We start from the raw sequence: 26,766 nt of genomic DNA on the forward strand, positions 1-26,766 counted from the left end.
GGGCTGTCTAACGGCAGATCAAACTTTATTGCCCACTTGGCTCAAACGCGGCCATACCATCATGGTGGTATCCAGCAGCCGCAGCAGATCTTCACGGCTGGCTCCTTCTCGCGCCTGGGCGGACATCCCTTCAATCAGGCAGATTATGTATTTCGCCAACAATGCGGTATCGGTACGAGCCAGCAACTCCCCTTGCTGCACCTTACGATCAAAGCAGGCTTTCAGACTGGTTTCCTGCGCAAAATGCTTGTTGCGCAGCATCTCGGCCAGATCGTTTGAAGAGGAGGACAAGGCGGCGTTGGCACAAACCATAAAACAGCCGCTAGGGTTTTCCGGATCGGTAAATACCTCTGCCGAGGTGCGCAAATAAGCCTCGACGATATCGGCTATCGGTAACTCCTGGGCCAGCAGGCGGTTGTAACATTCCACGTAGCGGCTCAGATAGCGCTCAACTGCGGCGCGAAACAGCCCCTCTTTGTTACCAAACTCCGCATACAACGTAGGCGCTTTAGCCCCGGTCGCTTCCACCAGATCGGCCAACGAAGTAGATTCATAGCCATGGCGCCAGAACAGCTCAAGCGCCTGCTCAACGGCCTGATCGCGATCAAACTGCTTCGGCCTGCCGCGTGATTTCTTCGCGCATGCGTCTTCATTATTGATACTCATAGACCCCTCACTTTCCCGGCGGCCCAACGCGGGCACAATCATTAAATTATCGATCGGTACAAAAAATAGTACGCCGTCGATGATAAGCGAGCAACTTTTAATTAGCGATCGGTAAGCAATGCGGCCAATGACGCCCCTGCCGGGCAGAAAATGGCGTTCAATCCGGGCCGCATCTTGCTACAAGGTGGAGAAGAATTCGAATGAATTTTAATAATAAGCATTAAATAACAATACGTTAATTTAAATCCCCATCTTAACATTTCTTCCCCATCCGCCAGCAGCTTGAGCGGGATAGCACGAATTAATTAACGACCACTAAAAAAACATTTGCAATCGTTCGGGCAGAGGCCTAACATTAACTTATCGACCGTTAAGTAATTAAACGGGATAACGCAAAAACTTTTATTGCTCATGTAGAGATAGGAAACCATTATGAAAAACCTGAAAATGACCCTCGCCGCCATCGCACTAGCTTCTGTATCTTTCGGTAGCTTCGCCGCAGAATTGGTCAACAGCCAACCGGCCGATCTGCAACAATCAGGCGTGATCACCGTGAGTGGCGCTTCTGACCTGACATCGCTGGAAAATAAACTGGCGGCTAAAGCGGATGCAGCCGGTGCCAAATCCTTCCAGATCATCGCAACAACCGGCAGCAACAAACTGCACGGCACCGCGATTATCTATAACTGATCGTTAAACGGTTTTATGCAAAGAGGCGGCCCTGGTGCCGCCTTTTGCTTGTCAGCCAAACCAGCCCAATAGCCGGAACCACAGATAATCCAACGGGACCAACAGCCCAAAGGTTAACAGGGCCAGCAGCAGGCACAGTTTCAGTCCTTCACGCGGCGGAACTTTCCCCATCCCCATTGCCACCACAATCGGTGAGGCCTGATACGGCAGCAACGGCGTGGCATAGCCAATCACCTGCGTCATCAATACCGTGGTTAGCGGCAAGCCACTCCCCTCTGACAGAACCTGTGCCAGCGGCGTGAACAGCGCGGGTACGCCATTGGCCGTCACGACAAAATTCAACAGCGTCGTAATACCGATCACCATGCCAAAAGCGGTAAATGGCCGATCCTGGGTTTGCGGTATGACGTTCAGCAACGCGCTGCCTAACCAGTCCCCCAATCCGGAATGGCTCACCAAAGCCGTCAACCCAAGGATCCCGGCCACATAGAGACAGGTGCGAATGTTGGCACCGGCAGCAAACTGCTCCCCCGTCAGGAAACCAATGCGCGGCAACAGGCAAACGCAAGCAGCAGCCAGCCCTACCCAGGCGGGAGCGATGCCGTGCCAGCTATCGGTGATCCACAACAGCACCGTGATCAGCAACAGCGCAATCAACCGCCATTCCGCCAAGCTAAGTGGACTCTGCTCGGTGGTTTTTTCCACCGGCTGTGGTTTGGCACGGAATAGCCAGCAGATGCATAACGTCAGTAACGCGCCTTTCGCCAGGCCCAGGATCGGTGCATGCAGCAGCAGGTAAGCCAGATAGGTAAAGTGAATACCATAGGCGCTTTCTGCCGCCCCGCTCATGACCAGATTAGGTACGTTGGCAGGCAGAATGCTGGCCGAAAGTTGGAAGGTGCCAAACCCCACCGCTAACGCCAGGCCGTAGCGGCCACGCGATCCTTCCGCCAACCCGGCACGTTCGGCCAATGCCATAATGATCGGCATCAGCAGGGTAATACGCCCCATATTCGACGGCATGACAAAGGCCAGCGCATAGCTGATGGCTACCACACCGCCCACCAGCCGTGGCCAGGAACCGGCCAGTAGCGGCAGAATGCGGTTGGCCAGCCGATCGGCCAGCCCCGTACAACGAATGGCCGTTCCCAGCACAAAGCCGCTCAATACCAGCCAGAATGCCGATGAGGCAAACCCGGAAAACACCACGGCCGTCGGCGCTAGCTGTAACACCATCACCGCAGCAAAAAACAGCAGCGCAACCAGATACTCCGGCAAACGCGACGTTGCCCATAAGGCGATCACCACCAAAGTCACCAGCGCGGAAACGCCCATCGGGTAATCCATCATCCCTACTCCCTGCTATAGTTAGTATTTTGTTATCAACTGGTTATATCTTCACATAACGGAAACGCCCGAACGGTGAAACGGCTCACAGTTCACGGGCGGCGGCCAAATGGGCCATACTTTCCCCGCGCCAAGAGACTACTCTGCTTGCAGGCTAGCACCCGCTATTTTCCCTTTTGCCAAAAGTGGCCCATGCTTAGAGGGGCGAGCATTTGGCACACGTTTACTGACGAACCGGGGTACTGACTGATGACGAAAAAGACCACGCTGTTACAGTTTTTCCATTGGTACTACCCGGATGGCGGCAAGCTATGGCAAGAGGTGGCCGAACGTGCCCCCGCCCTGGCCGAGCTAGGCGTGACCGATCTATGGCTGCCACCGGCCTATAAAGGGGCTGCGGGTGGCTATTCGGTGGGGTATGACAGCTACGATCTGTTCGATCTGGGGGAGTTTGATCAAAAAGGCACCCGCGCTACCAAATATGGCGACAAAGAGGCGTTGACGCAGGCCGTTAATAGCTTGCGCGAGCACCAGATCCGGGTGATCTATGATGTGGTGTTCAACCACAAGATCGGCGCCGATGACAAAGAGCAGGTGCACGTCTATAAGGTTGATGAAGATAACCGTAACGATATCGCAGAGGTTGGCATCGACGCGCTGGCCTACACCCGCTTTACCTTCCCTGGTCGGCAAGGCACCTATTCCAAATTTATCTGGGACTACACCTGCTTTAGCGGCGTTGATTATATCGAGCAACCAGATGACAAAGGCATCTTCAAAATTGCCAATGACTACGGCGAAGAAGGTTGGAACGACCAGGTTGACGACGAAAACGGCAACTTTGACTATTTGATGGGCGCTAACGTGGAGTTCCGTAACCAAGCCGTCGTTGAGGAGCTAAAATACTGGGCTCGCTGGTTGATGGAAATCCTGCCTTGTGACGGGTTCCGGCTGGATGCCACCAAACATATCCCAGCCTGGTTCTTTAAAGACTGGGCAGATCACGTGCGCGATGCGGCACAGCGCGATCTGTTTATCGTGGCCGAATACTGGTCACACGATCTGGCGGCATTACAACAGTATTTAGCACTGGTCGATGGTAAGGTGATGCTGTTCGACGTACCGCTACAGCTGAAATTCCATCTGGCGTCAAAACAGGGCGATGGTTACGATATGTCGCAGCTGTTTACCGATACACTGGTCGCCGTCGATCCTGCCCATGCGGTAACCCTGGTGGCAAACCATGACACTCAGCCGTTGCAATCGCTCGAAGCGCCGGTCGAACCCTGGTTCAAACCGCTGGCCTACGCCCTGATCCTGTTGCGTGAACAAGGCGTTCCTTGCCTGTTTTACCCGGATCTGTACGGTGCCAGTTATAGCGATCAAGGCGATGATGGCCAGGAATACCAGATTGAAATGCCGGTGATTGCCGAACTGGAGAAGATGATCCAGGCGCGTCAACGTTTTGCCAACGGCGAACAGCACGACTATTTTGACGATCCCCACTGCGTCGCCTTCAGCCGCAGTGGCACTGCCGAGCAACCGGGTTGCGTGGTGGTGATGACCAACGGGGCCGAAAGCAGTAAAACCGTCGCACTAGGCGAAAATTTTGCGCATAAATCCTGGCGTGACTTTCTCGGCAACCGCGAGGACGATATCATGACAGATGAGCACGGTAGCGCAGCCTTCCCGGTCAACGGCGGCAGCGTTAGCGTCTGGGTCATGGCTGAAGCAGAGTAAGGTCCTCCGGGGAGGCAATGTACCACCCCGGCGGCAAAACCCATTTTTGCCTTTTTGGTCCGATTTTTCATTAAGACCATAAGCAAATATTCACAGCGGAGCCTAAATAGGGTACAAGGCTGCATGAAAATTCCAAAACGACTCCAGCCATTGGTAGATGATGGTTTAATCGACGACGTCATCCGCCGTTTGAAAAGTGGCAAAGAAGCCGACGTATTTATCGTGCGTTGCGGTAAAGAGATCCGCTGCGCCAAAGTGTACAAAGAAGCCGATAAACGCAACTTCAAGCAGGCCGTGAACTACCAGGAAGGCCGCAAGGTGCGCAATAGCCGCGATGCACGCGCCATGAGTAAAGGCTCCAAATTTGGCCGCCAACAGCAGGAAGAGGCCTGGCAGAATACCGAAGTGGACGCGCTATACCTGCTGGCCAAGGCTGGCGTACGTGTGCCACAGCCGGATATCTGCCTGGACGGTGTATTGCTGATGGAGCTGATCACCGATGAAGAAGGTCTGGTAGCCCCACGCCTGAGTGACGTCACGTTAACGCCGGAACAGGCGTTGAACGATCACGCCTTGATGATGAACTATGCCGTGCGCATGCTCTGTGTTGGGCTGGTTCACGGCGATTTGTCAGAGTTCAACGTGCTGATGGATAAAGACGGGCCGGTGATAATCGATCTGCCGCAGGTGGTAGATGCCGCCGCCAACAACCACGCCAAAAGCATGTTTGAACGCGATATCAACAATATGACTCACTACTACGGCCAGTATGCGCCGCAACTGCTGGGCAGCAAGTATGCCAAAGAGATTTGGGCGCTGTATCAGGAAGGTAACCTGACGCCGGAGACAGAGCTGACAGGCAAGTTTGTTGAAACCAGCAAGCGGGCCGACGTTGACTCGGTGCTGGAGGAGATCCAGGCGGCCAGTGATGAGCACCAGCGGCAAATGATGGCGCGTAACGAAGAAGAAGATTGATATTCAGCCTCAAAATTACCCCTCACCCTAACCCTCTCCCACAGGGAGAGGGGACCGTTCGAGTTCGATTTCAGTTGCAGAAGTCTACCTGATCACCGCACTGAGTCAGATCTCTTTTATTGATCACCCTACACGACTAGGCACTGTACCTGCCCCTTTGCGGAAGTAATAGAGTGATCACCGTACCTGATTACGACACCATTCCAGCTCCCTCTCACTAAAGGAGAGGGTTGGGGTGAGGGGCACAGACAAACTGCGGGCTGGAATAACAACTCAAAGCCAACGCCTTACCTGATCGCAAAACACCCGATAGTCTTGCCCAAAGTTGTCTCGTAGGAACGCCTCTTCACGCGGGATCTGTACACGATCCAGGTAGGCAAAAAACAGCCCCCACCATAACCAGACGCCGATCCCTCCCAGCAATAGTCCCCAAGCTGCCAACAGCAGGATCTGCCCCAGATACACCGGGTTACGGCTGAAACGGAAAACGCCAGTGACCAGCAACGCGCTGACCCGCTGAAACTTTTGTGGATGCAGCGTGGTACCCGCCCGGTGAAAGGCATAACTGGCACTAAACATGATCGTCACGGAAGCCACCGCCAATACGCCAGCGGCCAAGAGAATAAGCAGGCTATCTTGCCAGCCCCCCTCGGTTAGCCAGCAGGTTGCCGCCATCCCAGCAGCACAAACTGCCATCACCACCGGCGGCAAAACCAATCGTTGCAACCACGCTACCATTTTCCTGTTCCCTCTCGACCACACAATACTATTTGCGCTATAACAAGCTCTCCCTGTAACCACGCCAGAGAAGAGACGATGAGCCAATATGCCCCACAATTCTGGCGCGATGAACGCCTGCCGTTCGTTGAGGCCCGCGCCGTCGAAGATGGCCGCAAGCTCTGTTATGCGCTGCATAGCCATGAGTTTTTCTGTATTGGCACCATCACCGCCGGTACCAGCACCTATGTTAACGGCGACCAGCACCTCCAGGTCAAAACCGGTGACGTGGTGATCATCAACCCGCAGCAGGCGCACGGCTGCAACCCCATTGGCGACCAGCGTTGGGCCTATACCATGTTTTATATCGACCAGCACTGGTTGGCAACGCTTCAGCAGGACCCTAATGCGGGCTTTATTCCGTTCAAGCAGATTATCAGCCAGGATCAGGCACTGTTTAGCGGCCTGAATCAGCTGTATGGGGTACTGACCGATCCGCTCTGTTGCCATCTGGAAAAACAGATCGCCTTGGTGGATTACTTCAGTAACCTGCCGCAGTTACTCGGCGAGTCTCCGGTTCCGCAGCAGGATATGACCCCTAAATTGGAAATGGCTGCGGCGTTTATCCGTACTCATTGCACCCAGTCACTGACGTTAGAGGCGATCTGCCAAGCATCCGGACTCTCCCCTTCTTACCTGATCCGCGCATTCAAGAAACGCTACGGCATGACGCCTCATGCCTATCTGGTCAATCAGCGCGTCCAGCACGGCCAGCGGCTACTGAAACAGGGCTTCTCCATTGCAGCTGCCGCCAACGAAAGCGGGTTTGCCGATCAGGCGCACTTTCAGCGCACCTTCAAACAACTGCTGGCAGCCACCCCCGGCCAGTATCAGATCCCCTCTGCCAGCAAGTAACAGGCGCTGAACGCCAGCAGCAGCGCCATCAAGCGGTTAAAGCGCCGCAGATTGTGCGCCCGCTGCAACAGACCGCTAAGCATCGCCCCAGCGTAGGCCCAACAGGCTATCGACAGGTAGCAAATCACAAAATAGAGCCCGGCAAATTGCCACAGCAACCGCATCTCCCCATCACCGACAAAGGCCCCCATACTGGCAACTGAAGCTAACCAGGCCTTGGGGTTCAGCAATTGCAGCAAGGCACCATACCAATAAGAGGGGGTTTGTTGCCGATTGCCCTGGCTCAGTTTCCCGTCATCCGCTGCAAGCTGATAGGCCATATAGAGCAGAAAAGCCACGCCGCCCCAGAGAATAACGGTGGTCAGCCCCGGCCATAAGGTAAGCACTTCGTGCATTCCCAAGCCAACCGACACCAGTAATAACGTAAAACCCAAGGTTGCGCCGGTCACATGCCGCAGGCTGGTCGTGAAGCCAAACTGCGCGCCACAGCTAAGTGCCACGATGTTTACCGGACCGGGAGTAATAGAGGAGGCCAACGCAAAAGCGGCCATAGAAAGATAAAGCGTCATAGTCAGCACCTGTAAAAGAGAGTTACAGGTGCCAGCGTGCCGGGTTACAGCGGGAGAGTATTGAACAAAATTGCCCTACAACTTCACTTTGATTTCCAGGGAAAGCGTTCAAACTCATCGGGCTTGGCGCAGGGAACGACTTCTCTTGGGCATCGGGTGCGGATTACGCGATCTCCTGGCAGTTTGTGGTAATATTGAGCGCAATATTATTCTGATCCTGTAGGTGCCCACATGGCATACATTCCAAAAAATTACGCGCGACTGGAAACCGGTTACCGCGAAAAAGCACTGAAAATTTTCCCGTGGGTCTGCGGGCGCTGTTCACGCGAATTTGTTTACTCCAACCTGCGTGAACTGACGGTGCATCACATCGATCATGACCACAGCAACAACCCGGAAGACGGTAGCAACTGGGAAATGCTGTGCCTGTACTGCCACGATCATGAACACTCAAAATACACCGAAGCCGATCAGTATGGTTCTACGGTGGTCGCCGGTGAAGATGCACAGAAAGACGTCGGGCTAGCCACACATAACCCCTTCGCCAATCTGAAAAACATGATGAAAAAGTAGCGTACCCCCCCAAGCGGGACCGCATCCGACATGCGGTTCCGTCAGACTCCTACCTTAATCACTTCACAAAATACCAACCTGTTAAGCTATTAACTTGGTTAAATCCAACGCCTATTTGAGTCCTTATTCTCAACTAATTACTTACCAAGTTAGTAAGTTGATAAACAAGTAAACCCACAAGTTAAGACTTTCACTACTTGGCAAGCCGCTGCCAATGGGGCATATTGTCGTCATACGCACTTGTTAACTCATTTAATTACCAACCTAGCAAGCGCATTAACTTATTAAGTTAGTTGATTAATAAGTTATCTGCTTGGCAACTTGAGAGATGGCAACATGATTGTTTTGATTGGTTCGCAGAAAGGCGGTGTCGGCAAATCGACCATGGCGGTAAACATCGCCGGATATCTGATCCTGCAGCAGAAGAAAACGGCCATTATCGTCGATGCCGACGACCAGAAATCCATCATGACCTGGTTCAACGACCGTCAGAATGTAGAAGGGCTTCCACAGATCCCAGTGGTGGCCGCCTCAGGCAAGATCAAAGAAACCCTGCTGGAACTGAATCGTCACTACGATTATGTGATTGTCGATACCGCTGGCCGCGACAGCGCAGAATTACGCTCCGGGCTGCTGGCCGCCGATCTGTTTATCTCGCCGTTGCGCCCTTCGCAGATGGACCTGGATACCATCGGCTACCTGTCCGAGATGTTCTCCACCGCCCAGGAATACAATGAAAAGGTAAAAGGCCACATTGTGCTCAACCTGTGCCCAACCAACATCTTCATTAACGAAGCCAACGAAGCGGCCGAAGTGCTGAGTGAATACCCGGAACTGAAGTTGGTGAACAACCGCCTGTGCGATCGCAAAATTTATCGCGATGCCTGGGGCGAAGCGCTAACCGTGCATGAAGCGCACAATGAAAAAGCGCAGCACGAAATCGAAAGCCTGGTAACAGAGGTGATCCTGTGAAAAAACGTACGCCAACCCACCGCATGTCGGAAGATGAATTTATCAACAGCGCCACGTCACATACGTTGATTGTTCCAGCTCCTGCCGCAGTAGCCGAAAAGCCCCAGGGCCGTAAGCGCGTTTATAAAGCGCTGTCCGTCAGCCTGACGGATAACCACGTGGAGATGATCGACGAAGTGATCGGTCATGCGGCGCGTAACGGCATCGTGCGCATCACCCGTTCCGATGTGATCAAGTTGGCCATCGACACTTTGGCCGACAAGAGCGAGGCACAGTTGCTGGCCCTGCTAAAGAAGATTTAGTAACCCAATAACTTGCCAGCTTAACAAGCTAACAAACAAGTGAGCTGGCAAGCTTAATAAACAAATTACCAAGCCGGTAAATTATTAAGCTAGCAACTTAATGTCATTGATATTCATGCCTTAATCCAGCGCCAACATGCCCATACGCTGCAAAATGCTCTGCCCTTGATCACTCTGAATAAAGGCCACCAACTGCTGCGCGGCGGCGCCCCCCTCATCCAGTAGACACAGCCCATAGGTCACTTTGAAGTCGAGCGCGGCAGGTAACATGCGCACTTTTACCTGTGGGCAGTTGGCTAGCGCATCGGCATAGCTGGCGTAGCCCAGGAAGATATCTGCCTGACCTTCAGCAATCAGATATTCCGCTGCCAACCTGTCTGCCGGTATTGCCTTAGAATCTGACCCACCCACCAGCGCCACTGCCCTGCTACGCAATGCACTCCCCTGCCCCGGCAAGCACTGCTCCAGGCGCTCGAACAACTGTTGCGCATAGTCACCGGAAGGATCGGCTACCGGTGTCGAGGTGCCAACACGCCATTGGGGGTCGCACAGCAACGTCAGCAAATCCGGTTGCGTTAACTCCGGGATATTACGCACAGTGGCGCATAGGCGATTACGGGTAAACGGCTGCACCGCCTGCGCAAAACCAAGGGCCACTAACCGCTGCGGATGTTCGAGATTAGCAGAGGCAAACACCTGCGGCCTTCCTCCTTGTTCAATCCGTTCCCGCAGCATCCCCGCCGGGCCAAAGGTGGCCTCGACCCGATAACCGCTCTCCTGCTCAAACGCCGCCAATAGCGGAGTGAACGCCAGCCTCAGGCTTCCTGCGGCAAAAAGAGTAATGCTATTCACGGTTGCGCTCCCGTTGGCTGTGGAAGATGGGTACCAACGTTTCCAGTTGGCTGCCTGCAAAGGGAACGGATACCCGTTCAATCGGCAAATGGAACAGCGGTGCAAGATTGTCCGCCATCAGCACCTGCTGGCAACTGCCCAACTGATGGTGCCCTTCTGCCCCCAGCAAGAGTGCGCGGTCGGCCACGGCGTAAGCATGATTAGGTTGGTGAGTCGAGAATATCACCGCCATCTGTCGCTCTCGTGCCAGTTGGTCGATCATGGTCAGCACCCGGTCCTGATGGTGTAAATCCAGTGCCGAGGTCGGCTCATCGAGGATCAGCACTTCACAGGCCATCGCCAGCGCCCGGGCTATCAGTACTAATTGGCGCTGACCACCGGAAAGGCTGCCAAACTCGCGATCGGCAAATGCCAGCATATCCAGCGAATAAAGGGCCTGTTTGGCTAACTGATGATCCTCAGCCGAAGGCGAACGGAACATCCCGACATGCCGAGCCCGGCCCATCAACACAATATCCAGCACCCTGTAGGCAAACGGCGGCGTGAAATACTGCGGCACAAACCCTAATCCGCAATGGGCGACAACGCTCCCTTGCTGTAACGGCAAAGCGCCCAACAAGAGTTGCATCAAGGTGCTTTTGCCACACCCGTTGGGGCCAAGCACTGCCAGCACTTCTCCGCGTTGCAGATGCAAATCGAGTTGTTGGAACAACTTGGGTTGACCTGGCCAGCCAAAGCTCAGGTTGCTGACCTGTAGCAGCGTTTCAGCCATTCCAGCCCCTTACCTGCGCACGCCGTAGCAGCAAGGCAAACAAAGGAGCGCCGATCAGAGCGGTGAGAATACCCAAAGGAATTTCACTGCTGCTTATGGTGCGCGCCAAATCGTCGATCAGCACCATATACAACGCCCCAAGGCACATCGCGGCAGGTAATAAACGCCGATGGTCCGGCCCCACCAGCAGGCGTGCCAAATGCGGGATCAGCAACCCTACCCAGCCAATGCTGCCGCTGACGGCCACCTGTGCAGCTACGATCACCGCGCACAGCGTCAGGATCAGCCAACGGGTGCGTTCAACGTTAATCCCTAACGCAGCCGCATCCTCATCCCCCAAAGAAAGCAGGTTAATACGCCAACGCAGTGCCAATAACAGGCCACCGGCCAGCAGTAGCGGCAGGAACAACATCAGCAATTTATGGCTATCCGCCGTGGCAAAGCTGCCAAGTAACCAGAATACGATGCTGGGCAGCTTCTCTTCGCTATCGGCCAGGTATTGCACCAGGCTGACGCAGGCGGAAAAGAAGCCACTAAGGATCACCCCAGCCAGCACCAAAGAAAGAATATTACGCCGGGCGATGGCGCTGGTGATGGCAAAAATCAGCAACAGCGCCAACATGCCAAAGACGAAGGCACTCAGCAACAGCATCAATACCGGCAGACCAAGCAGGATCGCCAAGGTGCCGCCAAAAGCGGCCCCAGAAGAGACGCCGATAATATGTGGATCGACCAACGGGTTACGAAAGACCCCTTGCAAGGCCGCCCCACACATCGCCAAGGCCGCACCCGCCCCCATCGCCAACAGCACGCGCGGCACACGCACGCCAAGGATCACCTGCCGTTCGATCGCCGTGATATCTGCATGCTGACCGATAACCGGCTCCAACAAAATCATCAGGCTATGGCCAGCCGTGACCGGATAGCGGCCAATACCCAGGGAGAGCAGTGCGCAGCAGGCCGTGAGCAGTAGCAACAACCCCAGCTTCATTTGCCGCTCTGGCAGCAAGTGGCACGGTAATAGCGTTGATAGTAAGCGTCTACATGCTGTTGCAGATCAACGTCGGTGAAACGCTGTGGGTAGAGCGTTTTTGCCATCCACAGTTCCCCAAGCGCCAATGCTTCCGGCATTGGGTAGCCCCAGGCTTTGGCATATTCCGGCATCAGGTAAACCCGTTGGTGTTTCACCGCGTCAATCGCCTGCCACTGTGGCGAAGTCAGGATCTGCTGCACCACGTCGGGATAACGCTCTTGCACAAAGATCACCGCCGGGTTCCACTTCAGCACGTCTTCGATAGAAACCTGCTTAAAGCCCTGAATGTCTTTGGCCGCTACGTTGACGGCACCGGCATGTTGCATCATCAGGCCGGTGTATTTACCCGAACCGTAAGTGGTGAGATCCGGGTTGGCCATATAGACCCGCACCCGTTGATCCTCTGGGATATCCTGCAGACGCTTGGCCACCAACGCGCGCTGTTGGAAAACATCTTTCACCATCGTATCCGCCTGCGCTTCGCGGCCCATCACCTTGCCAATCAGGCGAATACCATCCTGCAAGCCAAGGTTATAAACCCGATCTTCATTTTCTAACACAGGGTTGATTTTCCCAGCCTGAGCCACCGGTTCACGGCGCAGCGAGATCGCCACCACCGGAATACCGGCATGTTCGATTTGGGCGATCATATCTGCCGGGGCATAGTTGGCCACAAACACTACCTGCGGGTGCAGAGCCAGCAGGCTTTCAATATTGACCGTCGTAAGATCGCCCGGCATCGGCATCTTGGCCAGGCTCGGAGCCAGCCGTAAATAGTTGGGCCCCAGCTGTTTCTGCCAACTGCTGAGCACGCCAACCACCTGCGGCATGGCGTCTAGCTGTACCAGCAAGTTTAATGTCTGATGTTGTAGCACCACGGCTCGGGTAATGTGGTCCGGCAGCATCACGGTGCGGTTGAGTTGATCGGTGACCTGGCGATCCGCCAAAGCGGCGGATGAGAAGAGAATGGCAAGCAGTAATAGGCGTTTGAACATGGGAGTTTCCGGTGGATTATCGTTATATACAAAATGATATAGCGATAGCGAGAACTAAACAATCAACCGGATCAAACAAGGTGTGAAAAGAAAGAGAATGAGTTCGGTGATGCCTCTCATCCCAACAGAGGGCTGGGATGAGGGAACTTAACGTTCCACAAATTGAGTGTGGAACCTGAAACGCTAGCGGTTAACGGAGCGAGCTATGCGGGTATAGGTGTGGCGTACGCCGCGGATCGCCACGCTATAGGCAAAGATATTCTCTGGCAACGCCAAGCCAAGATACCCGGTATCACCGATATGATGCAGATCTGCTCCGGCCATTTTGCTCATCAGGGCAATCTGGCGAAGGGTTTGCACATCGGCCCCCTCCTGAGAAGTGCCGATGGCGGTCATCGTCAGCGCGCCCTGTTGCTGAGTAAATGCAATCAGCGCAGCGACCTTTTCCTGCGACATTCCAGGGATAGTGCCCGGTGCAGGTAATAGAACAATGTCAGCCCCGTTTTCAATGAATAGTGCAATATCTTGCTCGGTGATCAACTGGCTGCCGCTTTCACGCACAATCCCGGCACCGTGCATTTTGCCGGTCACCAGCACCAGCTTATCGCCCACTTCATCACGAATGTGCTTCAGCGCCTCGGCAATTGCCTGGTTGCTGACGCCGTTATTCGGGTTACCGGTCAACACCACCATGCGAGCGCCAAGCTCATACAATTTTCGGGCGTTTTCCGCCGTGGCTGCGCGCCCCGCCGTCATCTGCCAGAACTCATTGTGCGTGGTGGCAAACGCCGGATCGACGGCTTCCAGATTGACCCCGATGACTCGCCCAGTCAGCCGTTGCAGTTCGCGTATGGCATCCTCAGGTGGCACATCGGCAGGCAGCCCGGCAATGTGCGGCTGATTGACATCAAACAGGTTCAGCAACAGGATGTCGGCCCCTTGGCTGGCGGCCAGTTCGGCATTGGTGACGTTATTGAGCAGCGGCTGAGTGACCGCGATGGTCTCACTGACCAGAATGCGCCCCTCGCTGGCACGGATGGCGTAGATCAGATCGTCTTTGCTGATGTTGGCCAGATCGCTGGCGCTACAGTCCAGATATCTTTTCATGATGGGATCTCCGATGATGGGTACTCATAGAAAAGGGAGAGCAGATCTTTGAGCTGGTAAAGACCCCCTCACCCTAACCCTCTCCCCCAGGAGAGGGGATTTAACGTGCCACAACGTAACTCTAGTATTTGACCTTGGCTCTAGGTATAACGTGCCAAAAACTGACTCCGGCACCTGACAGCAGCTCCATACCAGTTCCCTTTCCCTCAAGAGAGAGGATTGAACGTGCCACAACGTAACTCTAGTATTTAACCTTGGCTCTAGATAAAACATGCCAAAAACTGACTCCGGCACCTGACAGCAGCGCCATGCCAGCTCCCTCTCCCTATGGGAGAGGGTTGGGGTGAGGGGTCAGCAACAAAAGTGAACGCTCACAAACTCACTTCAAGGTAAAGCTCTGCTGTTGCAGGTTGTCCGAGTCCAGGCCAACAAACACGTTGAATTTACCCGGCTCCGCGCCCCATTTCAGGCTGGCGTTATAAAACTTCAGATCGTCCTCGGTGATAGGTAGTTCCACCCGCTGTTCCTGCCCGGCACGCAACGTCACCTTCTTGAAGTTACGCAGCTCCTTGATCGGGCGGCTGACCGAGGCGGTCACATCCTGTACATACAGCTGTACCACGGTGGCACCATTATATTTACCGGTGTTTTTCAGCATCACGCTGGCGGTAATTTTGCCGTCGCGCGCCATCTCGGGGCTGGAAAGTTTGAAATCGGACAGGGCAAACTGGCTATAACTCAGACCATAACCAAACGGATACAGTGGGCCATTTGGCGAATCAAAGTAGCGCGAAGTGTACTTGCCCGGGTTTTCCTTGCCGAACGGTCGGCCAGTGTTGAGATGGTTGTAGTAAATCGGGATCTGCCCCACCGAACGTGGGAAAGTCATTGGCAGCTTACCGGAAGGGTTGTAGTCACCAAACAGCACGTCGGCGATGGCGTTACCGCCTTCGGTGCCGCTGTACCAGGTTTCCAGCATCGCATCTGCCTGTTCACTTTCCCAGCTCAATGCCAACGGACGGCCATTCATCAGCACCAGAACCAGCGGTTTACCAGTGGCTTTCAACGCTGCGATCAGGTCACGCTGGCTTTGTGGAATGGTGATGTCCGCCCGGCTGGAGGCTTCATGAGCCATTCCCTGCGCTTCCCCTACTACCGCCACCACCACGTCGGCCTGTTTGGCGATCTTTACCGCTTCATCAATCATCTGTTGTGGCGGGCGTGTATCAAAGGCGACCGCAGGTTCATACTCGTTCAGATAATCAACAATGCTCTTGTCCTGAGTGATATTGGCCCCTTTGGCGTACAGGATGCTGGCCTTATCGCCCACCGCATTCTGCAGACCTTCACGCACGGTGATCGACTGCTTCACCACGCCTGCCGCCGACCAGCTTCCCATGATATCGCGCTGGCTGTCGGCCATCGGCCCGATCAGCGCAATAGTGCCCTGCTTTTGTAATGGCAGCGTCTGCTTGTCATTTTTCAGCAGCACCATCGTTTTACGGGCAATCACGCGGGCTTCCGCACGGTGCAGACGGCTTTCGGCATTGGTATCCAGTGGATCGGAGCCTACCGGACCAAGGTGGTTATACGGATCTTTAAACAGGCCCATATCATATTTGGTGTTCAGCACGTCGCGGCAGGCACGGTCGATCTCGCTTTCAGAAACCAGGCCATCCTTCACCAAACCCGGCAAGTATTGGTCGTAATACTCGTCGCTCATGCTCATGTCGACCCCAGAGGTGATCGCCAAGCGCACCGCGTCACGCGCATCCGCGGCCACGCCATGCTTAATCAACTCTTTAATCGCGCCGTGATCGCTGATGGTGATGCCTTTAAAACCCCACTGATCACGTAGCAGATCTTTCAGCAGCCACGGATTGGCCGTTGCCGGTACGCCGTTGATCGAGTTAAGCGAAACCATCACACCACCGCTACCAGCATCTACCGCCGCCTTATATGGCGGCAGGTAATCCTGATGCATACGCAACGGGCTCATATCGACGGTGTTGTAGTCACGGCCCCCTTCAACTGCGCCATACAGGGCAAAATGCTTCACGCTGGCCATCACCGAACCCGGCTTGGACGGATCGCCATTCTGGTAGGCATCCACCATCACCTTGGCAATCTTCGATACCAGCCAGGTATCCTCACCGAACCCTTCAGATACCCGGCCCCAACGCGGATCGCGGGTGATATCGACCATCGGTGAGAAGGTCATGTTCAGGCCGTCATCACTGGCTTCCTGCGCTGAAACACGTCCGCTCAGGGCGATAGCCTCCAGATCAAAGCTCGCCGCCAGCCCCAGGCTGATCGGGAATACGGTACGCTGGCCATGAACCACGTCATAAGCAAAAAACAGGGGGATTTTCAGGCGGCTGAGCTGCATGGCCTGATCCTGCATCACGCGGATATCCGGGCGGGTCACGGTGTTAAAAATCGCCCCGATCTGGCCTTTGCTGATGCCGTCGCGAATGGCCTCTTTCGGGTTATCTGGGCCAACGCTGATCAGGCGCAACTGGCCGATTTTTTCTTCCAGCGTCATCTGCTTCATCAGGTTGGAGACAAAGGCATCACGCTCCTGAGCATAGATCCCTTGGGTCGCACTGCTTTCCTGCGCAAAAACCGGGCTGATAGCCAGGCCGGACAACATACTCACCACACAAAGCCATTTCATAATTTGATTCTCAGGCACGTCCCCGCCGGCAATGTCGGCCAGGAGGCATTAATAGATGTGAGCACGCAGTTTGCCATACTCTTTTTGTTTGCAGAATCAATTCGTCTGCGTTGTTGTTAGCAGATGATGCAGTCTGCTCCGGCTGGCTTGCGCCTCTGCCCCCAGCCACTCCACCAGCCGGGTTAAGGCCGCAGGCACCACCGCATGTTCCGGGTAAACCAGATAATAGGCGGCACCGCTGACCACGCTGATCGGGAACGGCGTAATAATGCGATTGGCCTGAATATCCTCCTCCAGCAGGCACAAATCGCCAATCGCGATACCACAGCCCTGTAAAGCAGCGCTCATCGCCAGATCGAGCGTATCAAAATGCTGTGACTTGGCTGAGGGCAAAGCCGTCTGCCCCGCCGCTTTCAACCATAGCAACCAATCACGGCGATCGCGTGTGGGATGCAGCAAGGTTGTCTCCGCCAGATCGGCAGGTTCTGGTGGCCGAACCAGGTCAGGCAGATAGTTTGGCGTGCAGACTGGCGTCAGGATCTCATCAAACAGGTGGTGCACCACCAGCCGTTTGCCCTGAGGTTTGCCAAACACCACCGCCGCATCAAAATGTTCGCTGCCAAAATCCAGCCCGTGCGACACCGACGCGGTCAGTTCGATATGTATCTCTGGCCGTTCATTCTGCAGGCGAATAATACGCGGCAATACCCAGCGCATCGCACAGGTTGGGCATTTGACGCGTAGCGTACCCGGCTGTTCCCCAGCCTTGGCCAGCGCTTGCGCCAATTGCTCTAACGCCAGCTGCACCGGCGCCAACAGCAGCGCCCCCTGTGGCGTTAGCGTCAGCCCACGCGCACGGCGGCTAAACAGCGGATAACCCAGCTGCTGTTCCAATCCCAGGATCTGGCGGCTGACCGCGCCCTGCGTTAGATGCAGTGCCTGGGCCGCATGGGTGAAATTGAGGCGATCAGCGACCACCACAAAGGTTTTCAGCACGTCGAGCGACGGCAGCGATGTTTGCATAATAAATCCCGATACCTGCATTTATTTTCACTGTCAGCCATGATCTGGTTGCATGGCAAGCATGACGAATTTTCTCTTGTTAGCCCATCCTAACTGATGCTTAATCATTCGACACTCGATTCTTTTGCCAGGAGCCCACCATGCACAGCGCCTGCTCGCAACGTTCGAAACTGCCGGACGTTGGCACTACCATTTTCACCGTGATTGGCCAACTGAGCGCCGAACATCAAGCCCTGAATCTGTCACAGGGCGCACCCAATTTTGCCTGTGATGTGCAACTGGTTGAGGGCGTCGCCCAAGCCATGCGTGCAGGTCATAACCAGTACGCTCCAATGAGCGGTGTGGCAGCATTACGTCATGCACTGGCGGAAAAAGTTGAGCGGCTGTATGGCGCCCGCTATGACGCCGACGACGAAATCACGGTGATCGCCAGCGCCAGCGAAGGGTTGTACTCCGCCATCAGCGCGCTGGTGCATCCCGGCGATGAGGTGATCTATTTCGAACCCGCCTTCGACAGCTACGCCCCAATTGTGCGCCTGCAGGGGGCAACTCCAGTTGCCATCAAGCTTTCGCTGCAAGATTTAACCATCGACTGGAATGAGGTGGCGGCGGCAATCAACAGCAAAACGCGAATGATCATCGTCAACAGCCCGCATAACCCTACCGGCAGCGTTTTCGATGAACACGATATCGAGCGCCTGACCGCCCTGACCCGCAATACCGATATCGTCATTCTTTCCGATGAAGTGTATGAACACGTGGTCTTCGACGGCGGCATTCACCACAGCATGGCCTGCCATCCTGCTCTGGCAGAACGCAGCGTGATCGTCTCGTCGTTCGGCAAGACCTATCACGTCACCGGCTGGCGCGTGGGCTACTGCATGGCACCGGCAGCGCTGATGGATGAAATCCGCAAGGTGCACCAATTTATGGTGTTCTCTGCCGATACGCCGATGCAATATGCCTTTGCCGCCGCCCTGAATAATCCACAAAGCTATCTGGGGTTGGCAGAGTTCTATCAGCAAAAGCGCGATCTGCTGGCAGCAGCGTTGCAAAAGTCACGCTTTGAGTTACTGCCTAGCCGTGGCAGCTTCTTTATGTTGGCCCGCTTTAGCGGTTTCAGTAATGAAAGCGACAACGACTTTGCGGTGCGCTTGATCCGCGAAGCCAAGGTGGCCACCATCCCGCTGTCGGCGTTCTACAGCGACGGTACCGATACCGGCATTATCCGGCTTAGTTTCTCGAAAGATAATGACACCCTGCTGGAAGGCGCTCGCCGTCTGTGTCAGGTGTGATCCATTGATTTTTACCATGGGGAAGCAACAACAATGAAAAAAACACTGAAAACGCTGATCGCGGCGGGATGTTTACTGGCAGCCGGTACCACACTAGCGGCTGAGAATAGCCTGCGTTTTGGGCTTGAAGCCCTGTATCCGCCTTTCGAATCCAAATCCGCCAGCGGCCAGCTGGAAGGGTTTGATATCGATCTGGGTAACGCCGTGTGCGCCGCCGCACAGGTCAAATGCAGCTGGGTAGAAACCTCGTTCGACAGTCTGATCCCGGCGCTACAGGCCCGCAAATTTGACGTGATTAACTCGGCGATGAACGTCACCGAGCAGCGCAGACAGGCGATTGCGTTTACCGATTCGATCTACCAGGTGCCAAACCGCCTGATTGCCAAGGCCGACAGCGGCCTGAAGCCCGATGCCAAATCGCTGGCGGGTAAACACGTCGGCGTATTGCAGGGCTCCATTCAAGAAAACTATGCCAAAGCACACTGGGCACCGGAAGGGGTCGATGTAGTGTCCTACCAGGATCAGAATCAGGTCTATCTTGATCTGACCGCTGGCCGCCTGGATGCCACCTTGATCATGGCGCCTGCCGGGCAGAGCGGTTTCCTGGCGCATCCAGATGGTAAAGGCTTTGCGTTTGTGGGCGAAGCGGTACAGGACGACAAGATCCTCGGCGAAGGCATCGCCTTCGGCCTGCGCAAAGACGACACCGCGACGCTGAAAAAGCTCAATGACGCCATCGCCAAGGTCAAGCAGCAGGGCACCATTGGCGAACTGTCCAAGAAGTACTTTGGCGATATCGATGTGACGGTGAAATAAAAGCGTGCTGTTCGCTCAGAGGGGCACCGCATTCAGCGCTCATTTAGCTGGATGCTATGCCCCTAGATCGCCTGCAAGCCCCACCAGGCCTTGATCTTTACAAAACCCGCCAAGAGAATACCCAACCCTATTGGTGATACCCACCTGCTGGATAACGTCATTTCCCAATATAAATCAACCCGTTGATGAATTTTCTGTTCACAATGAGACAGCCAGAAAAACCGAGCCCCCCAAAAAAACCCGTCCTCACAAATTATTTTCTAAGATTACACCTACTTTTTGTAAATTATTTACAACCTCAGGATCATAGGGAGTCAGGTTATTAAAATTAGGATTATTCTACCATCCTAATTTTAAACTCCATTTAAATTAAAAAAATCAGCATAAAAAACTATTGTAAGTTTAATACCCAGATCATTAAACCAGTTTTACGGCATTTACCAACCTAAGATATCGTGTATTATACACCCACCTCTTGAGAGGAACGCAGAACAGCTTAACGGGTAGCACGGCATTAACCGAACTACTTCGATAATAAAAGAACGGCAGAAAACCATTGAGAATACCTCATCCATTCGGGATGCGAATATTCACGCGGCTAGCTCCCTCTTTCATTATCACCAAGCAGTTGAATGTTCTACTTCGAGAGAACCTCTTAATAAAGGGGAATTAAAACTGTTATTGCAACGCAATATTCTCTAAACGATATAAACATGGAAGAGTTATTTATGTCTATCTTGAAAAAAAATATGCTGGTTCTGGCTTTGGTTTCTTCTGCTTTCGCGGCAAATGCGGCAGATCAGGGTTCAGGTACCGTGACTTTCACCGGTTCTATCATTGATGCACCTTGCTCAATCAATCCAGACAGCGTTGACCAGACCGTGGCGCTGGGTGAAATCTCTCAGGCTTCGCTGGCAAACCTGGGGACTTCTATCCCACGTAACTTCTCCATCAAACTGGAAAACTGCGACCTGACCGACAAAACCAAGGTGGCCATCACTTTCAACGGTTCACCAGACGGGGTTAACAGTTCCCTGCTGGGGATCACCGGGACAGCCAAAGGCGCCGGTATCGCCATCACCGACGGTAGCGGTGCACCAATCAAACTGGGCGTAGCCTCTACCTATCGCACACTGGGCGAAGGCAGCAATACCTTGGTGTACTCCGCATACCTGCAGGGCAACAGCGCAACAGCCGGTAGCGTAGTACCAGGCTCATTCAGCAGCGTAGCTGACTTTACCCTGGCCTATCAGTAATCGTTTCTAAAAGCATACGGGTTAGCCCGTATGCTTTTTTCCCATCATTATTGATAACGTAACCGATGAAAAAATGAAGAGATTATTATTAATTTTATTCGGTGGGATACTGTCTGCCAATGCGGTTGCCCTCCAACAGGAGACCACCCGCGTTAACCTGAATGGCGTAATAATAGTCCCTGCCTGTGCCATCGCAGCAGAAGCGCAAGACCAAAGCATTGAGCTTGGCGTGGTGGACGAAACCCGTATGGCGAAGGGGGCTGAACCCAGCTATCCCTTCTCCATCCGGCTGATTGACTGCCTCACCAATCAAGACAACGCCACTAACAATACCCTCGCAGTCACCTTTATGGGCCAACACGAAGGCAGCAACCCTTGGTTTAGCCTGCAAGGCGATAATGCCGGCATAGGAATGCAAATAAAGGATCCTGACGGCCATATTATTCAGCCAGGTGTCTCACGTTCGGGTTACTCGCTAAAAAGTAATGACGAACATTTACACTATAGTGCATCGTTAGTTAAAACCTCTGGTTATTTTAAAGCAGGAAAGGTTAACGCCACGCTCAGCTTTATCATTGATTATAAATAGCCTTTTTATCCAGCATGACTTTGGACAAGGTCTTCGGTTTGAGCATTTAAATTTCGGGATATCACCGTGCGTAGAAAAATAAAAGGAATTAACAAAACCAAGCTGGCCATTGCGATATCACTCATCAACGTTAGCGGGTTTGCTCATGCTATTGAGTTTAATACCGACGTCCTGAACGCGGAAGACAAGCAAAATATCGATCTGGCCCGTTTCACCCAAGCGAATTACGTGATGCCTGGTGAGTACCTGATGGCGATCAACATTAATGACTATGTGATCCCTGAACAGCCGCTGCATTTCTACGCACGCGAGGGGCGCCCAGAGAGCAGTGAGGCTTGCCTCTCCCCTGCCCTGATAGGGCAGATCGGCTTGAAGCCAGAGATTCTGGCCAAAGTACGTTATTGGCATAACGGACAATGCGCCGAATTCAGCAGCATCGAAGGTATGGTCGCCAAACCCGATCTGGCTACCGGCACCCTGTATCTGTCGGTTCCGCAGGCCTGGCTAGAATACAGCGACGCCAACTGGTTGCCCCCATCACGCTGGGATAACGGTATTCCGGGGATTTTGCTCGATTACAACCTCAATATGCTGACCAGTAAGCCGCATAATAGTGGCAGCACGCAAAATACCAGCGTGACTGGCACGACCGGATTTAACCTTGGTCCGTGGCGAGCTCGGGCAGATTTTCAGGGTAACAATACCCGTAGCAGTGCCTCCGAGAACAACAGCCAGTTCGATTGGAGCCGGGTATATATGTACCGCGCGATCCCACGACTGGCCTCGACGTTGACCCTGGGGGAGAACTTCTTTGCCTCGGATATTTTTGACAGCTTCCGTTATACCGGGATCAGCCTGGCTACCGATGAAAGGATGCTGCCACCTAACCTGCGCGGCTATGCGCCAGAAGTCGCCGGGATAGCGCGTACCAACGCCAAGGTAACGGTATCCCAGCAAGGCAGGGTTATTTATCAGACTACCGTGGCCTCAGGCCCGTTTCGTATTCAGGATCTGAACAGCAGCATCAGCGGCAGATTGGACGTCAGGGTAGAAGAACAGGACGGCAGCGAACAAACCTTCCAGGTTGATACCGCGACTATCCCCTACCTGACCCGGCCAGGCACGGTACGTTATAAAACCACCGTTGGCCAACCGTCCGATTTTGATCACCGTACCGAAGGGCCGGTGTTTGCCAGTGGTGAAGCCTCTTGGGGGGTGAGCAACAGTTGGTCACTGTATGGCGGTGCGATAGCGAGTAATGGTTACAACGCCCTCTCGCTGGGTTTGGGCAGGGATTTATTCGCCATGGGCGCCGTTTCTGCCGACGTCACCCAGTCTCTGGCAACGGATTTACCCAGCCAGGGCAGCTACAGCGGTAAATCCTACCGCGTCAGCTATGCCAAACGTTTCGAAAAGATCGACAGTGAGATCACTTTTGCCGGCTATCGCTTTTCTGAGCGCAACTATATGACGATGTCGCAATACATCGATACCCGTTATCGCGGCAACACCCTCGCCAACGATAAGGCGATGTACACCATTACGGCGAACAAGAATTTTCAGGATGCCAGAGTGGGTCTGTACCTCAACTACAGCCACCAGACCTATTGGGACCAGCAGACGGCAGACTATTACAGCATCGCGGCCAGCCGCTACTTCGATGCTTTTTCGATGAAAGATTTATCGGTCAACCTGTCGGCTAGCCGTACGCAGAACAACGGCAGAAACGACAATGCGCTGTATCTGAGCCTGTCCATGCCGTTAGGCAACAGACAGACGCTTAGCTATAACGCGCAACGCAGCGCTCAAGGTAATACCAGCCAGACGGTCAATTACCTGAACAGTAACCAGCCGGACACCACCTATCGACTCTCTACCGGTATCAATACCGGCAATGATAATGGGGTACGCAGCCAGTTTAGTGGTTTTTATAGCCGGACTACGCCGTTGGCAGATATCAACGTTAACGCCAGCTACGTACAAAACAACTTCACCTCGGCGGGCCTGTCTGTTCAAGGTGGTGCTACCGTCACCGGTAAAGGGGCTGCGTTGCATCCGCGCGGTGCCAGCGGCGGCACCCGGTTAATGGTAGATACCGACGGCATCGCTGGAGTGCCGCTCGAAGGCGGCCGAGTGCGTTCCAACGCCTTTGGTATTGCGGTATTGAACGATATGCAAAGTTATTACCGGATTGATACCCGCATTGATATCAGCAAGCTGGATGACAATGTCGAGGCCACCCAACCGGTAGTGGAATCGGCGCTGACGGAAGGTGCCATCGGCTATCGCCGCTTTGGCATGCTGAAAGGTGAAAAAATCATGGCCACGCTGGGGCTGATCGACGGCAGTCATCCGCCGTTTGGCAGCAGCATTGTTAACCAGGCAGGAAAAGAGCTGGCGATTGTCAGCGATGCCGGTTTTGCCTATTTGACCGGGGTACGGCCCGGTGAACGTTTGGAAGCGGTCTGGGACGGAAGAAAACAGTGCCAGGTCGTTATCCCTGAAAAGTTGACGGTGCAATCACAGCTCTTACTGCCCTGCCGCCAGCTCTAACACGATGAGAGAAATATGATGACTTTATTAAATAAAATCGCGCTGTTTTGCGCTATTACCCTAGCTACCAACGCAGTGCAGGCCGCCATTACGCTCGATCGCACCCGCGTTATTTACGACGGCCAGAATAAGTCGATCAGCCTGAATATCAGCAATGAAAATAAACAGCTGCCCTATCTCGCCCAGGCCTGGATTGAAGATGCGCAGCAGCAGAAAATCACCAGCCCGCTGGTGGTGACACCGCCGGTACAGCGCGTAGAGCCTGGTGCCAGAAGCATGGTGCGTATCGCTGCCGCGCCCGAGATAGCCAAATTGCCGCAGGATCGCGAAAGCCTGTTCTATTTCAACCTGCGTGAAATCCCCCCGCGTAGCGACAAGCCCAACGTGATGCAGATCGCCTTGCAGACCAAGGTCAAACTGTTCTATCGCCCGCAGGCCATTGCCCCGAAGGTGGGGGAAGTGTGGCAGGAAAAAATCGTCCTGCATAAAACTGCGCAGGGCTACCGAGTGGAAAATCCGACGCCCTACTATGTAACGGTGATTGGCATTACCGCAAAAGCAGGTGACAAAGTTTCCAATGAGTTTGATCCGGTCATGGTCGCGCCTAAATCCAGCGCAGAACTGAAATCCGGCACCTTCACCGCACCGGTGCTGACCTTTATTAATGATTACGGTGGCCGCCCGGAACTGGCCTTTAGCTGCAGTGGCGATCGCTGCCAATTTGCCAAAGCGGTTTAATGCGGAGCAGTTTTAATGTCGATAAATAAAGCAAAAAATTCCATGGGTCCTGCCAAGCGTTGGCAACGGTTAAACGTGGCTATCCTGCTGTTACTGGCAGCCATAGGCTACAGTAGCCAGAGTGCAGCTGTGATCGTAGCGGGGAGTTGTACACTGGTTGACATGACAGCAACAGACTACACAATAAAGCCATTTCCTGCACAAATGTATAACGGTTTTGTGGTCGCATCCCGGACAATATACTTCAACTATACTTTCAGAAAAACTGACAACGCTCCCGACACACTGTATGCAGGTGCTTGGTATGCAAGTGGTGAGTTAGGGCCTGATTCAACGATACCCGCATCGGATGGGTGGGGAACTATCCCCGGCCTGGGCTTCCGAATGAGTCACTCGTTAACGAGCAAACCCGTTACCAAGACACTTTGGAGCATCCTGAACTCGCAGACTGTAAGCCAGGCTGGCACCATGGGCTTGGTAGAACCTTATCTTTTGGAGTTTGTCGTGACTGATGCCAACCTCTATAAAGGAGGCTCTCCCGCAGCTTTCAAGGCTTCCTCGATCTCCATTATATTTGGCAACGTTGATACTTGGACACAGCAAAACGCAACACAGGGAAGCACACGCTGCGTAGCCGTAACGGCGATTTCTCCTGTCCAACTTCTGACAGTAGGGGGAACACCTCCGCCAGTATTACCACCGCCAACCTTGCCTACCTGTACACTAGGCACCAACGAGATTTTGGTTCCGTTAGATCCGGTAGACGCCTCGCAGCTGGCGACCATCGGTAAGACCGCGAGCACCACCGGGTTCACTATCCCGTTAGGTACCTGTGGGAAAGATGCCAAGCCCTATATTACGCTGACGGACAGTGCCAATCTCGGTAACCGCACCAGCGATCTGACACTGGCGCCGAGCAGTACTGCCAAAGGAGTACTCATCAGGCTGAGCAAAGGCGATGGCAGTGCGTTGCAGCTGGGAGCACAGAATACGTCGGTCAGTGCAAATAATATCGGCCAGTTTTTAGTGGGGACCTCACCGGCGGACAACACGCCGATGTCAATAAAGTTGAACGCGGCCTATGTACGAACCGCTGAAAAGATTGAAGCAGGTTCGGTAAAAGCCGATGCCATTTTCACCGTCGCCTACCCTTAAGTAACGTGTTCTAAATCGTGGCCCAGTATTAAACACAGCTATTTAACCTGCCCCTTTCTTCAAAGATGAGGGGCAGCATCGAATAAAACGCACCGCGCCGTCATTTTCTGCTTGCCAATACTATTCCCTTACGCCTCCGTTTAATTACCAACATTGCTCGCTGCCCCTCTTCATTAAGTAAAAAATCACGCCATTATATACATAAAAAATGCCATTGCTTTTACCCTCAATGGCATTACGTTTTTTTGATTACAGGAAGGGCTGTCTCTTATACACATCTCCGAGCCCACGAGACAGGAGGTATCATCTCGGATGCCGTCTTCTGCTTGAAAAATGGGGGGGGGGGGGGGGGGGGGGGGGGGGGGGGGGGGGGGGGGGGGGGGGGGGGGGGGGGGGGGGGGGGGGGGGGGGGGGGGGGGGGGGGGGGGGGGGGGGGGGG

At 54.0% G+C, this 26,766-nt stretch carries 25 protein-coding genes; 14 read left to right on the top strand and 11 right to left on the bottom strand.

Annotation, left to right across the window (positions count from 1 at the left end):
* Nucleotides 1-18: 18 nt before the first annotated feature.
* Entirely contained in the window at nucleotides 19-666 is a 648-nt protein-coding gene (locus JHD74_RS06020) for a TetR/AcrR family transcriptional regulator (protein ID WP_024527444.1), read from the bottom strand.
* 432 nt (nucleotides 667-1,098) lie between these two features.
* Here JHD74_RS06020 and JHD74_RS06025 point away from each other — a divergent pair, with 432 nt between their 5' ends.
* Complete coding sequence (locus JHD74_RS06025) at nucleotides 1,099-1,356, top strand: YdgH/BhsA/McbA-like domain containing protein (protein WP_074028006.1); 258 nt, start codon at nucleotides 1,099-1,101, stop codon at nucleotides 1,354-1,356.
* 51 nt (nucleotides 1,357-1,407) lie between these two features.
* Here JHD74_RS06025 and JHD74_RS06030 read toward each other — a convergent pair whose 3' ends face one another.
* Complete coding sequence (locus JHD74_RS06030; RefSeq protein WP_074028005.1) at nucleotides 1,408-2,706, bottom strand: SLC13 family permease; 1,299 nt, start codon at nucleotides 2,704-2,706, stop codon at nucleotides 1,408-1,410.
* Between the two features lie 246 nt (nucleotides 2,707-2,952).
* Between JHD74_RS06030 and amyA the strand changes: the two genes are divergently transcribed.
* Complete coding sequence (gene amyA, locus JHD74_RS06035) at nucleotides 2,953-4,443, top strand: alpha-amylase (protein WP_199062045.1); 1,491 nt, start codon at nucleotides 2,953-2,955, stop codon at nucleotides 4,441-4,443.
* A gap of 123 nt (nucleotides 4,444-4,566) precedes the next feature.
* Entirely contained in the window at nucleotides 4,567-5,418 is an 852-nt protein-coding gene (locus tag JHD74_RS06040) for a PA4780 family RIO1-like protein kinase (protein ID WP_065686797.1), read from the top strand.
* A 273-nt stretch (nucleotides 5,419-5,691) separates the two neighbouring features.
* Here JHD74_RS06040 and JHD74_RS06045 read toward each other — a convergent pair whose 3' ends face one another.
* Entirely contained in the window at nucleotides 5,692-6,156 is a 465-nt protein-coding gene (locus JHD74_RS06045; protein WP_199062047.1) for an isoprenylcysteine carboxylmethyltransferase family protein, read from the bottom strand.
* Between the two features lie 78 nt (nucleotides 6,157-6,234).
* Here JHD74_RS06045 and JHD74_RS06050 point away from each other — a divergent pair, with 78 nt between their 5' ends.
* On the top strand, nucleotides 6,235-7,050 hold the full coding sequence (locus JHD74_RS06050; RefSeq protein ID WP_199062048.1) for an AraC family transcriptional regulator: 816 nt from the start codon (nucleotides 6,235-6,237) through the stop codon (nucleotides 7,048-7,050).
* Here JHD74_RS06050 and JHD74_RS06055 read toward each other — a convergent pair.
* Entirely contained in the window at nucleotides 7,026-7,619 is a 594-nt protein-coding gene (locus JHD74_RS06055; protein WP_065686795.1) for a LysE family translocator, read from the bottom strand. The two genes, JHD74_RS06050 and JHD74_RS06055, sit on opposite strands and share 25 nt — an antisense overlap.
* Before the next feature lie 231 nt (nucleotides 7,620-7,850).
* On the opposite strand from JHD74_RS06055, the gene yajD reads away from it, so the two are divergent.
* From yajD to JHD74_RS06070, 3 genes are all read left to right on the top strand, one after another.
* Nucleotides 7,851-8,192 (top strand): HNH nuclease YajD, encoded by a 342-nt coding sequence (gene yajD, locus JHD74_RS06060; protein WP_021180444.1) that lies wholly within the window; start codon nucleotides 7,851-7,853, stop codon nucleotides 8,190-8,192.
* Nucleotides 8,193-8,528: 336 nt separating this feature from the next.
* The gene (locus tag JHD74_RS06065; protein ID WP_024485357.1) at nucleotides 8,529-9,164 is read left to right on the top strand and encodes a division plane positioning ATPase MipZ; all 636 of its coding nucleotides are present in this window, start codon (nucleotides 8,529-8,531) and stop codon (nucleotides 9,162-9,164) included.
* Entirely contained in the window at nucleotides 9,161-9,466 is a 306-nt protein-coding gene (locus tag JHD74_RS06070; protein WP_024485358.1) for a hypothetical protein, read from the top strand. The genes JHD74_RS06065 and JHD74_RS06070 overlap by 4 nt, the downstream gene beginning before the upstream one ends.
* Before the next feature lie 120 nt (nucleotides 9,467-9,586).
* Here JHD74_RS06070 and modA read toward each other — a convergent pair whose 3' ends face one another.
* The 7 genes from modA to JHD74_RS06105 all read right to left on the bottom strand — a co-directional run bounded on the left by modA (nucleotide 9,587) and on the right by JHD74_RS06105 (nucleotide 17,925).
* On the bottom strand, nucleotides 9,587-10,318 hold the full coding sequence (gene modA, locus JHD74_RS06075; protein ID WP_199062050.1) for a molybdate ABC transporter substrate-binding protein: 732 nt from the start codon (nucleotides 10,316-10,318) through the stop codon (nucleotides 9,587-9,589).
* Nucleotides 10,311-11,090, bottom strand: a complete 780-nt coding sequence (locus tag JHD74_RS06080; RefSeq protein WP_199062052.1) for an ABC transporter ATP-binding protein — start codon at nucleotides 11,088-11,090, stop codon at nucleotides 10,311-10,313. Before JHD74_RS06080 ends, modA begins: the two co-directional genes overlap by 8 nt.
* Nucleotides 11,083-12,081: an iron ABC transporter permease gene (locus tag JHD74_RS06085; protein ID WP_199062054.1), complete on the bottom strand. Its 999-nt coding sequence runs from the start codon at nucleotides 12,079-12,081 to the stop codon at nucleotides 11,083-11,085. Before JHD74_RS06085 ends, JHD74_RS06080 begins: the two co-directional genes overlap by 8 nt.
* Nucleotides 12,078-13,118, bottom strand: a complete 1,041-nt coding sequence (locus JHD74_RS06090; RefSeq protein WP_199062056.1) for an ABC transporter substrate-binding protein — start codon at nucleotides 13,116-13,118, stop codon at nucleotides 12,078-12,080. Before JHD74_RS06090 ends, JHD74_RS06085 begins: the two co-directional genes overlap by 4 nt.
* A gap of 183 nt (nucleotides 13,119-13,301) precedes the next feature.
* A complete protein-coding gene (locus tag JHD74_RS06095) occupies nucleotides 13,302-14,225 on the bottom strand; it encodes a PEP phosphonomutase (protein WP_098928134.1) in 924 nt (307 codons plus the stop codon).
* Between the two features lie 379 nt (nucleotides 14,226-14,604).
* Entirely contained in the window at nucleotides 14,605-16,902 is a 2,298-nt protein-coding gene (bglX, locus tag JHD74_RS06100) for a beta-glucosidase BglX (RefSeq protein WP_199062058.1), read from the bottom strand.
* Between the two features lie 96 nt (nucleotides 16,903-16,998).
* A complete protein-coding gene (locus JHD74_RS06105; RefSeq protein WP_199062060.1) occupies nucleotides 16,999-17,925 on the bottom strand; it encodes a LysR substrate-binding domain-containing protein in 927 nt (308 codons plus the stop codon).
* A gap of 140 nt (nucleotides 17,926-18,065) precedes the next feature.
* On the opposite strand from JHD74_RS06105, the gene JHD74_RS06110 reads away from it, so the two are divergent.
* From JHD74_RS06110 to JHD74_RS06140, 7 genes are all read left to right on the top strand, one after another.
* A complete protein-coding gene (locus JHD74_RS06110; protein WP_065686785.1) occupies nucleotides 18,066-19,220 on the top strand; it encodes a pyridoxal phosphate-dependent aminotransferase in 1,155 nt (384 codons plus the stop codon).
* 33 nt (nucleotides 19,221-19,253) lie between these two features.
* Nucleotides 19,254-20,036: an ABC transporter substrate-binding protein gene (locus tag JHD74_RS06115; RefSeq protein WP_074027992.1), complete on the top strand. Its 783-nt coding sequence runs from the start codon at nucleotides 19,254-19,256 to the stop codon at nucleotides 20,034-20,036.
* A 728-nt stretch (nucleotides 20,037-20,764) separates the two neighbouring features.
* On the top strand, nucleotides 20,765-21,292 hold the full coding sequence (locus tag JHD74_RS06120; protein WP_199062062.1) for a fimbrial protein: 528 nt from the start codon (nucleotides 20,765-20,767) through the stop codon (nucleotides 21,290-21,292).
* 73 nt (nucleotides 21,293-21,365) lie between these two features.
* Complete coding sequence (locus JHD74_RS06125) at nucleotides 21,366-21,881, top strand: fimbrial protein (RefSeq protein WP_199062064.1); 516 nt, start codon at nucleotides 21,366-21,368, stop codon at nucleotides 21,879-21,881.
* 78 nt (nucleotides 21,882-21,959) lie between these two features.
* Entirely contained in the window at nucleotides 21,960-24,434 is a 2,475-nt protein-coding gene (locus JHD74_RS06130; RefSeq protein WP_199062084.1) for a fimbria/pilus outer membrane usher protein, read from the top strand.
* Nucleotides 24,435-24,452: 18 nt separating this feature from the next.
* Nucleotides 24,453-25,172, top strand: a complete 720-nt coding sequence (locus JHD74_RS06135) for a fimbria/pilus periplasmic chaperone (protein WP_199062086.1) — start codon at nucleotides 24,453-24,455, stop codon at nucleotides 25,170-25,172.
* A 504-nt stretch (nucleotides 25,173-25,676) separates the two neighbouring features.
* Nucleotides 25,677-26,327 (top strand): fimbrial protein, encoded by a 651-nt coding sequence (locus JHD74_RS06140; protein WP_199062066.1) that lies wholly within the window; start codon nucleotides 25,677-25,679, stop codon nucleotides 26,325-26,327.
* Nucleotides 26,328-26,766 lie beyond the last annotated feature (439 nt).

It is taken from the genome of Serratia sp. ASV30 (genome assembly GCF_016428815.1).
Classification (GTDB): domain Bacteria; phylum Pseudomonadota; class Gammaproteobacteria; order Enterobacterales; family Enterobacteriaceae; genus Chania; species Chania fonticola_C.

What these genes read in the sequence shown, in the direction of transcription:
- JHD74_RS06020 (WP_024527444.1), bottom strand. Translation starts at nt 666, where the DNA reads ATGAGTATCAATAATGAAGACGCATGCGCGAAGAAATCACGCGGCAGG.
- JHD74_RS06025 (WP_074028006.1), top strand. Translation starts at nt 1,099, where the DNA reads ATGAAAAACCTGAAAATGACCCTCGCCGCCATCGCACTAGCTTCTGTA.
- JHD74_RS06030 (WP_074028005.1), bottom strand. Translation starts at nt 2,706, where the DNA reads ATGATGGATTACCCGATGGGCGTTTCCGCGCTGGTGACTTTGGTGGTG.
- amyA (WP_199062045.1), top strand. Translation starts at nt 2,953, where the DNA reads ATGACGAAAAAGACCACGCTGTTACAGTTTTTCCATTGGTACTACCCG.
- JHD74_RS06040 (WP_065686797.1), top strand. Translation starts at nt 4,567, where the DNA reads ATGAAAATTCCAAAACGACTCCAGCCATTGGTAGATGATGGTTTAATC.
- JHD74_RS06045 (WP_199062047.1), bottom strand. Translation starts at nt 6,156, where the DNA reads ATGGTAGCGTGGTTGCAACGATTGGTTTTGCCGCCGGTGGTGATGGCA.
- JHD74_RS06050 (WP_199062048.1), top strand. Translation starts at nt 6,235, where the DNA reads ATGAGCCAATATGCCCCACAATTCTGGCGCGATGAACGCCTGCCGTTC.
- JHD74_RS06055 (WP_065686795.1), bottom strand. Translation starts at nt 7,619, where the DNA reads ATGACGCTTTATCTTTCTATGGCCGCTTTTGCGTTGGCCTCCTCTATT.
- yajD (WP_021180444.1), top strand. Translation starts at nt 7,851, where the DNA reads ATGGCATACATTCCAAAAAATTACGCGCGACTGGAAACCGGTTACCGC.
- JHD74_RS06065 (WP_024485357.1), top strand. Translation starts at nt 8,529, where the DNA reads ATGATTGTTTTGATTGGTTCGCAGAAAGGCGGTGTCGGCAAATCGACC.
- JHD74_RS06080 (WP_199062052.1), bottom strand. Translation starts at nt 11,090, where the DNA reads ATGGCTGAAACGCTGCTACAGGTCAGCAACCTGAGCTTTGGCTGGCCA.
- JHD74_RS06085 (WP_199062054.1), bottom strand. Translation starts at nt 12,081, where the DNA reads ATGAAGCTGGGGTTGTTGCTACTGCTCACGGCCTGCTGCGCACTGCTC.
- JHD74_RS06090 (WP_199062056.1), bottom strand. Translation starts at nt 13,118, where the DNA reads ATGTTCAAACGCCTATTACTGCTTGCCATTCTCTTCTCATCCGCCGCT.
- JHD74_RS06095 (WP_098928134.1), bottom strand. Translation starts at nt 14,225, where the DNA reads ATGAAAAGATATCTGGACTGTAGCGCCAGCGATCTGGCCAACATCAGC.
- bglX (WP_199062058.1), bottom strand. Translation starts at nt 16,902, where the DNA reads ATGAAATGGCTTTGTGTGGTGAGTATGTTGTCCGGCCTGGCTATCAGC.
- JHD74_RS06105 (WP_199062060.1), bottom strand. Translation starts at nt 17,925, where the DNA reads ATGCAAACATCGCTGCCGTCGCTCGACGTGCTGAAAACCTTTGTGGTG.
- JHD74_RS06110 (WP_065686785.1), top strand. Translation starts at nt 18,066, where the DNA reads ATGCACAGCGCCTGCTCGCAACGTTCGAAACTGCCGGACGTTGGCACT.
- JHD74_RS06115 (WP_074027992.1), top strand. Translation starts at nt 19,254, where the DNA reads ATGAAAAAAACACTGAAAACGCTGATCGCGGCGGGATGTTTACTGGCA.
- JHD74_RS06120 (WP_199062062.1), top strand. Translation starts at nt 20,765, where the DNA reads ATGTCTATCTTGAAAAAAAATATGCTGGTTCTGGCTTTGGTTTCTTCT.
- JHD74_RS06125 (WP_199062064.1), top strand. Translation starts at nt 21,366, where the DNA reads ATGAAGAGATTATTATTAATTTTATTCGGTGGGATACTGTCTGCCAAT.
- JHD74_RS06135 (WP_199062086.1), top strand. Translation starts at nt 24,453, where the DNA reads ATGACTTTATTAAATAAAATCGCGCTGTTTTGCGCTATTACCCTAGCT.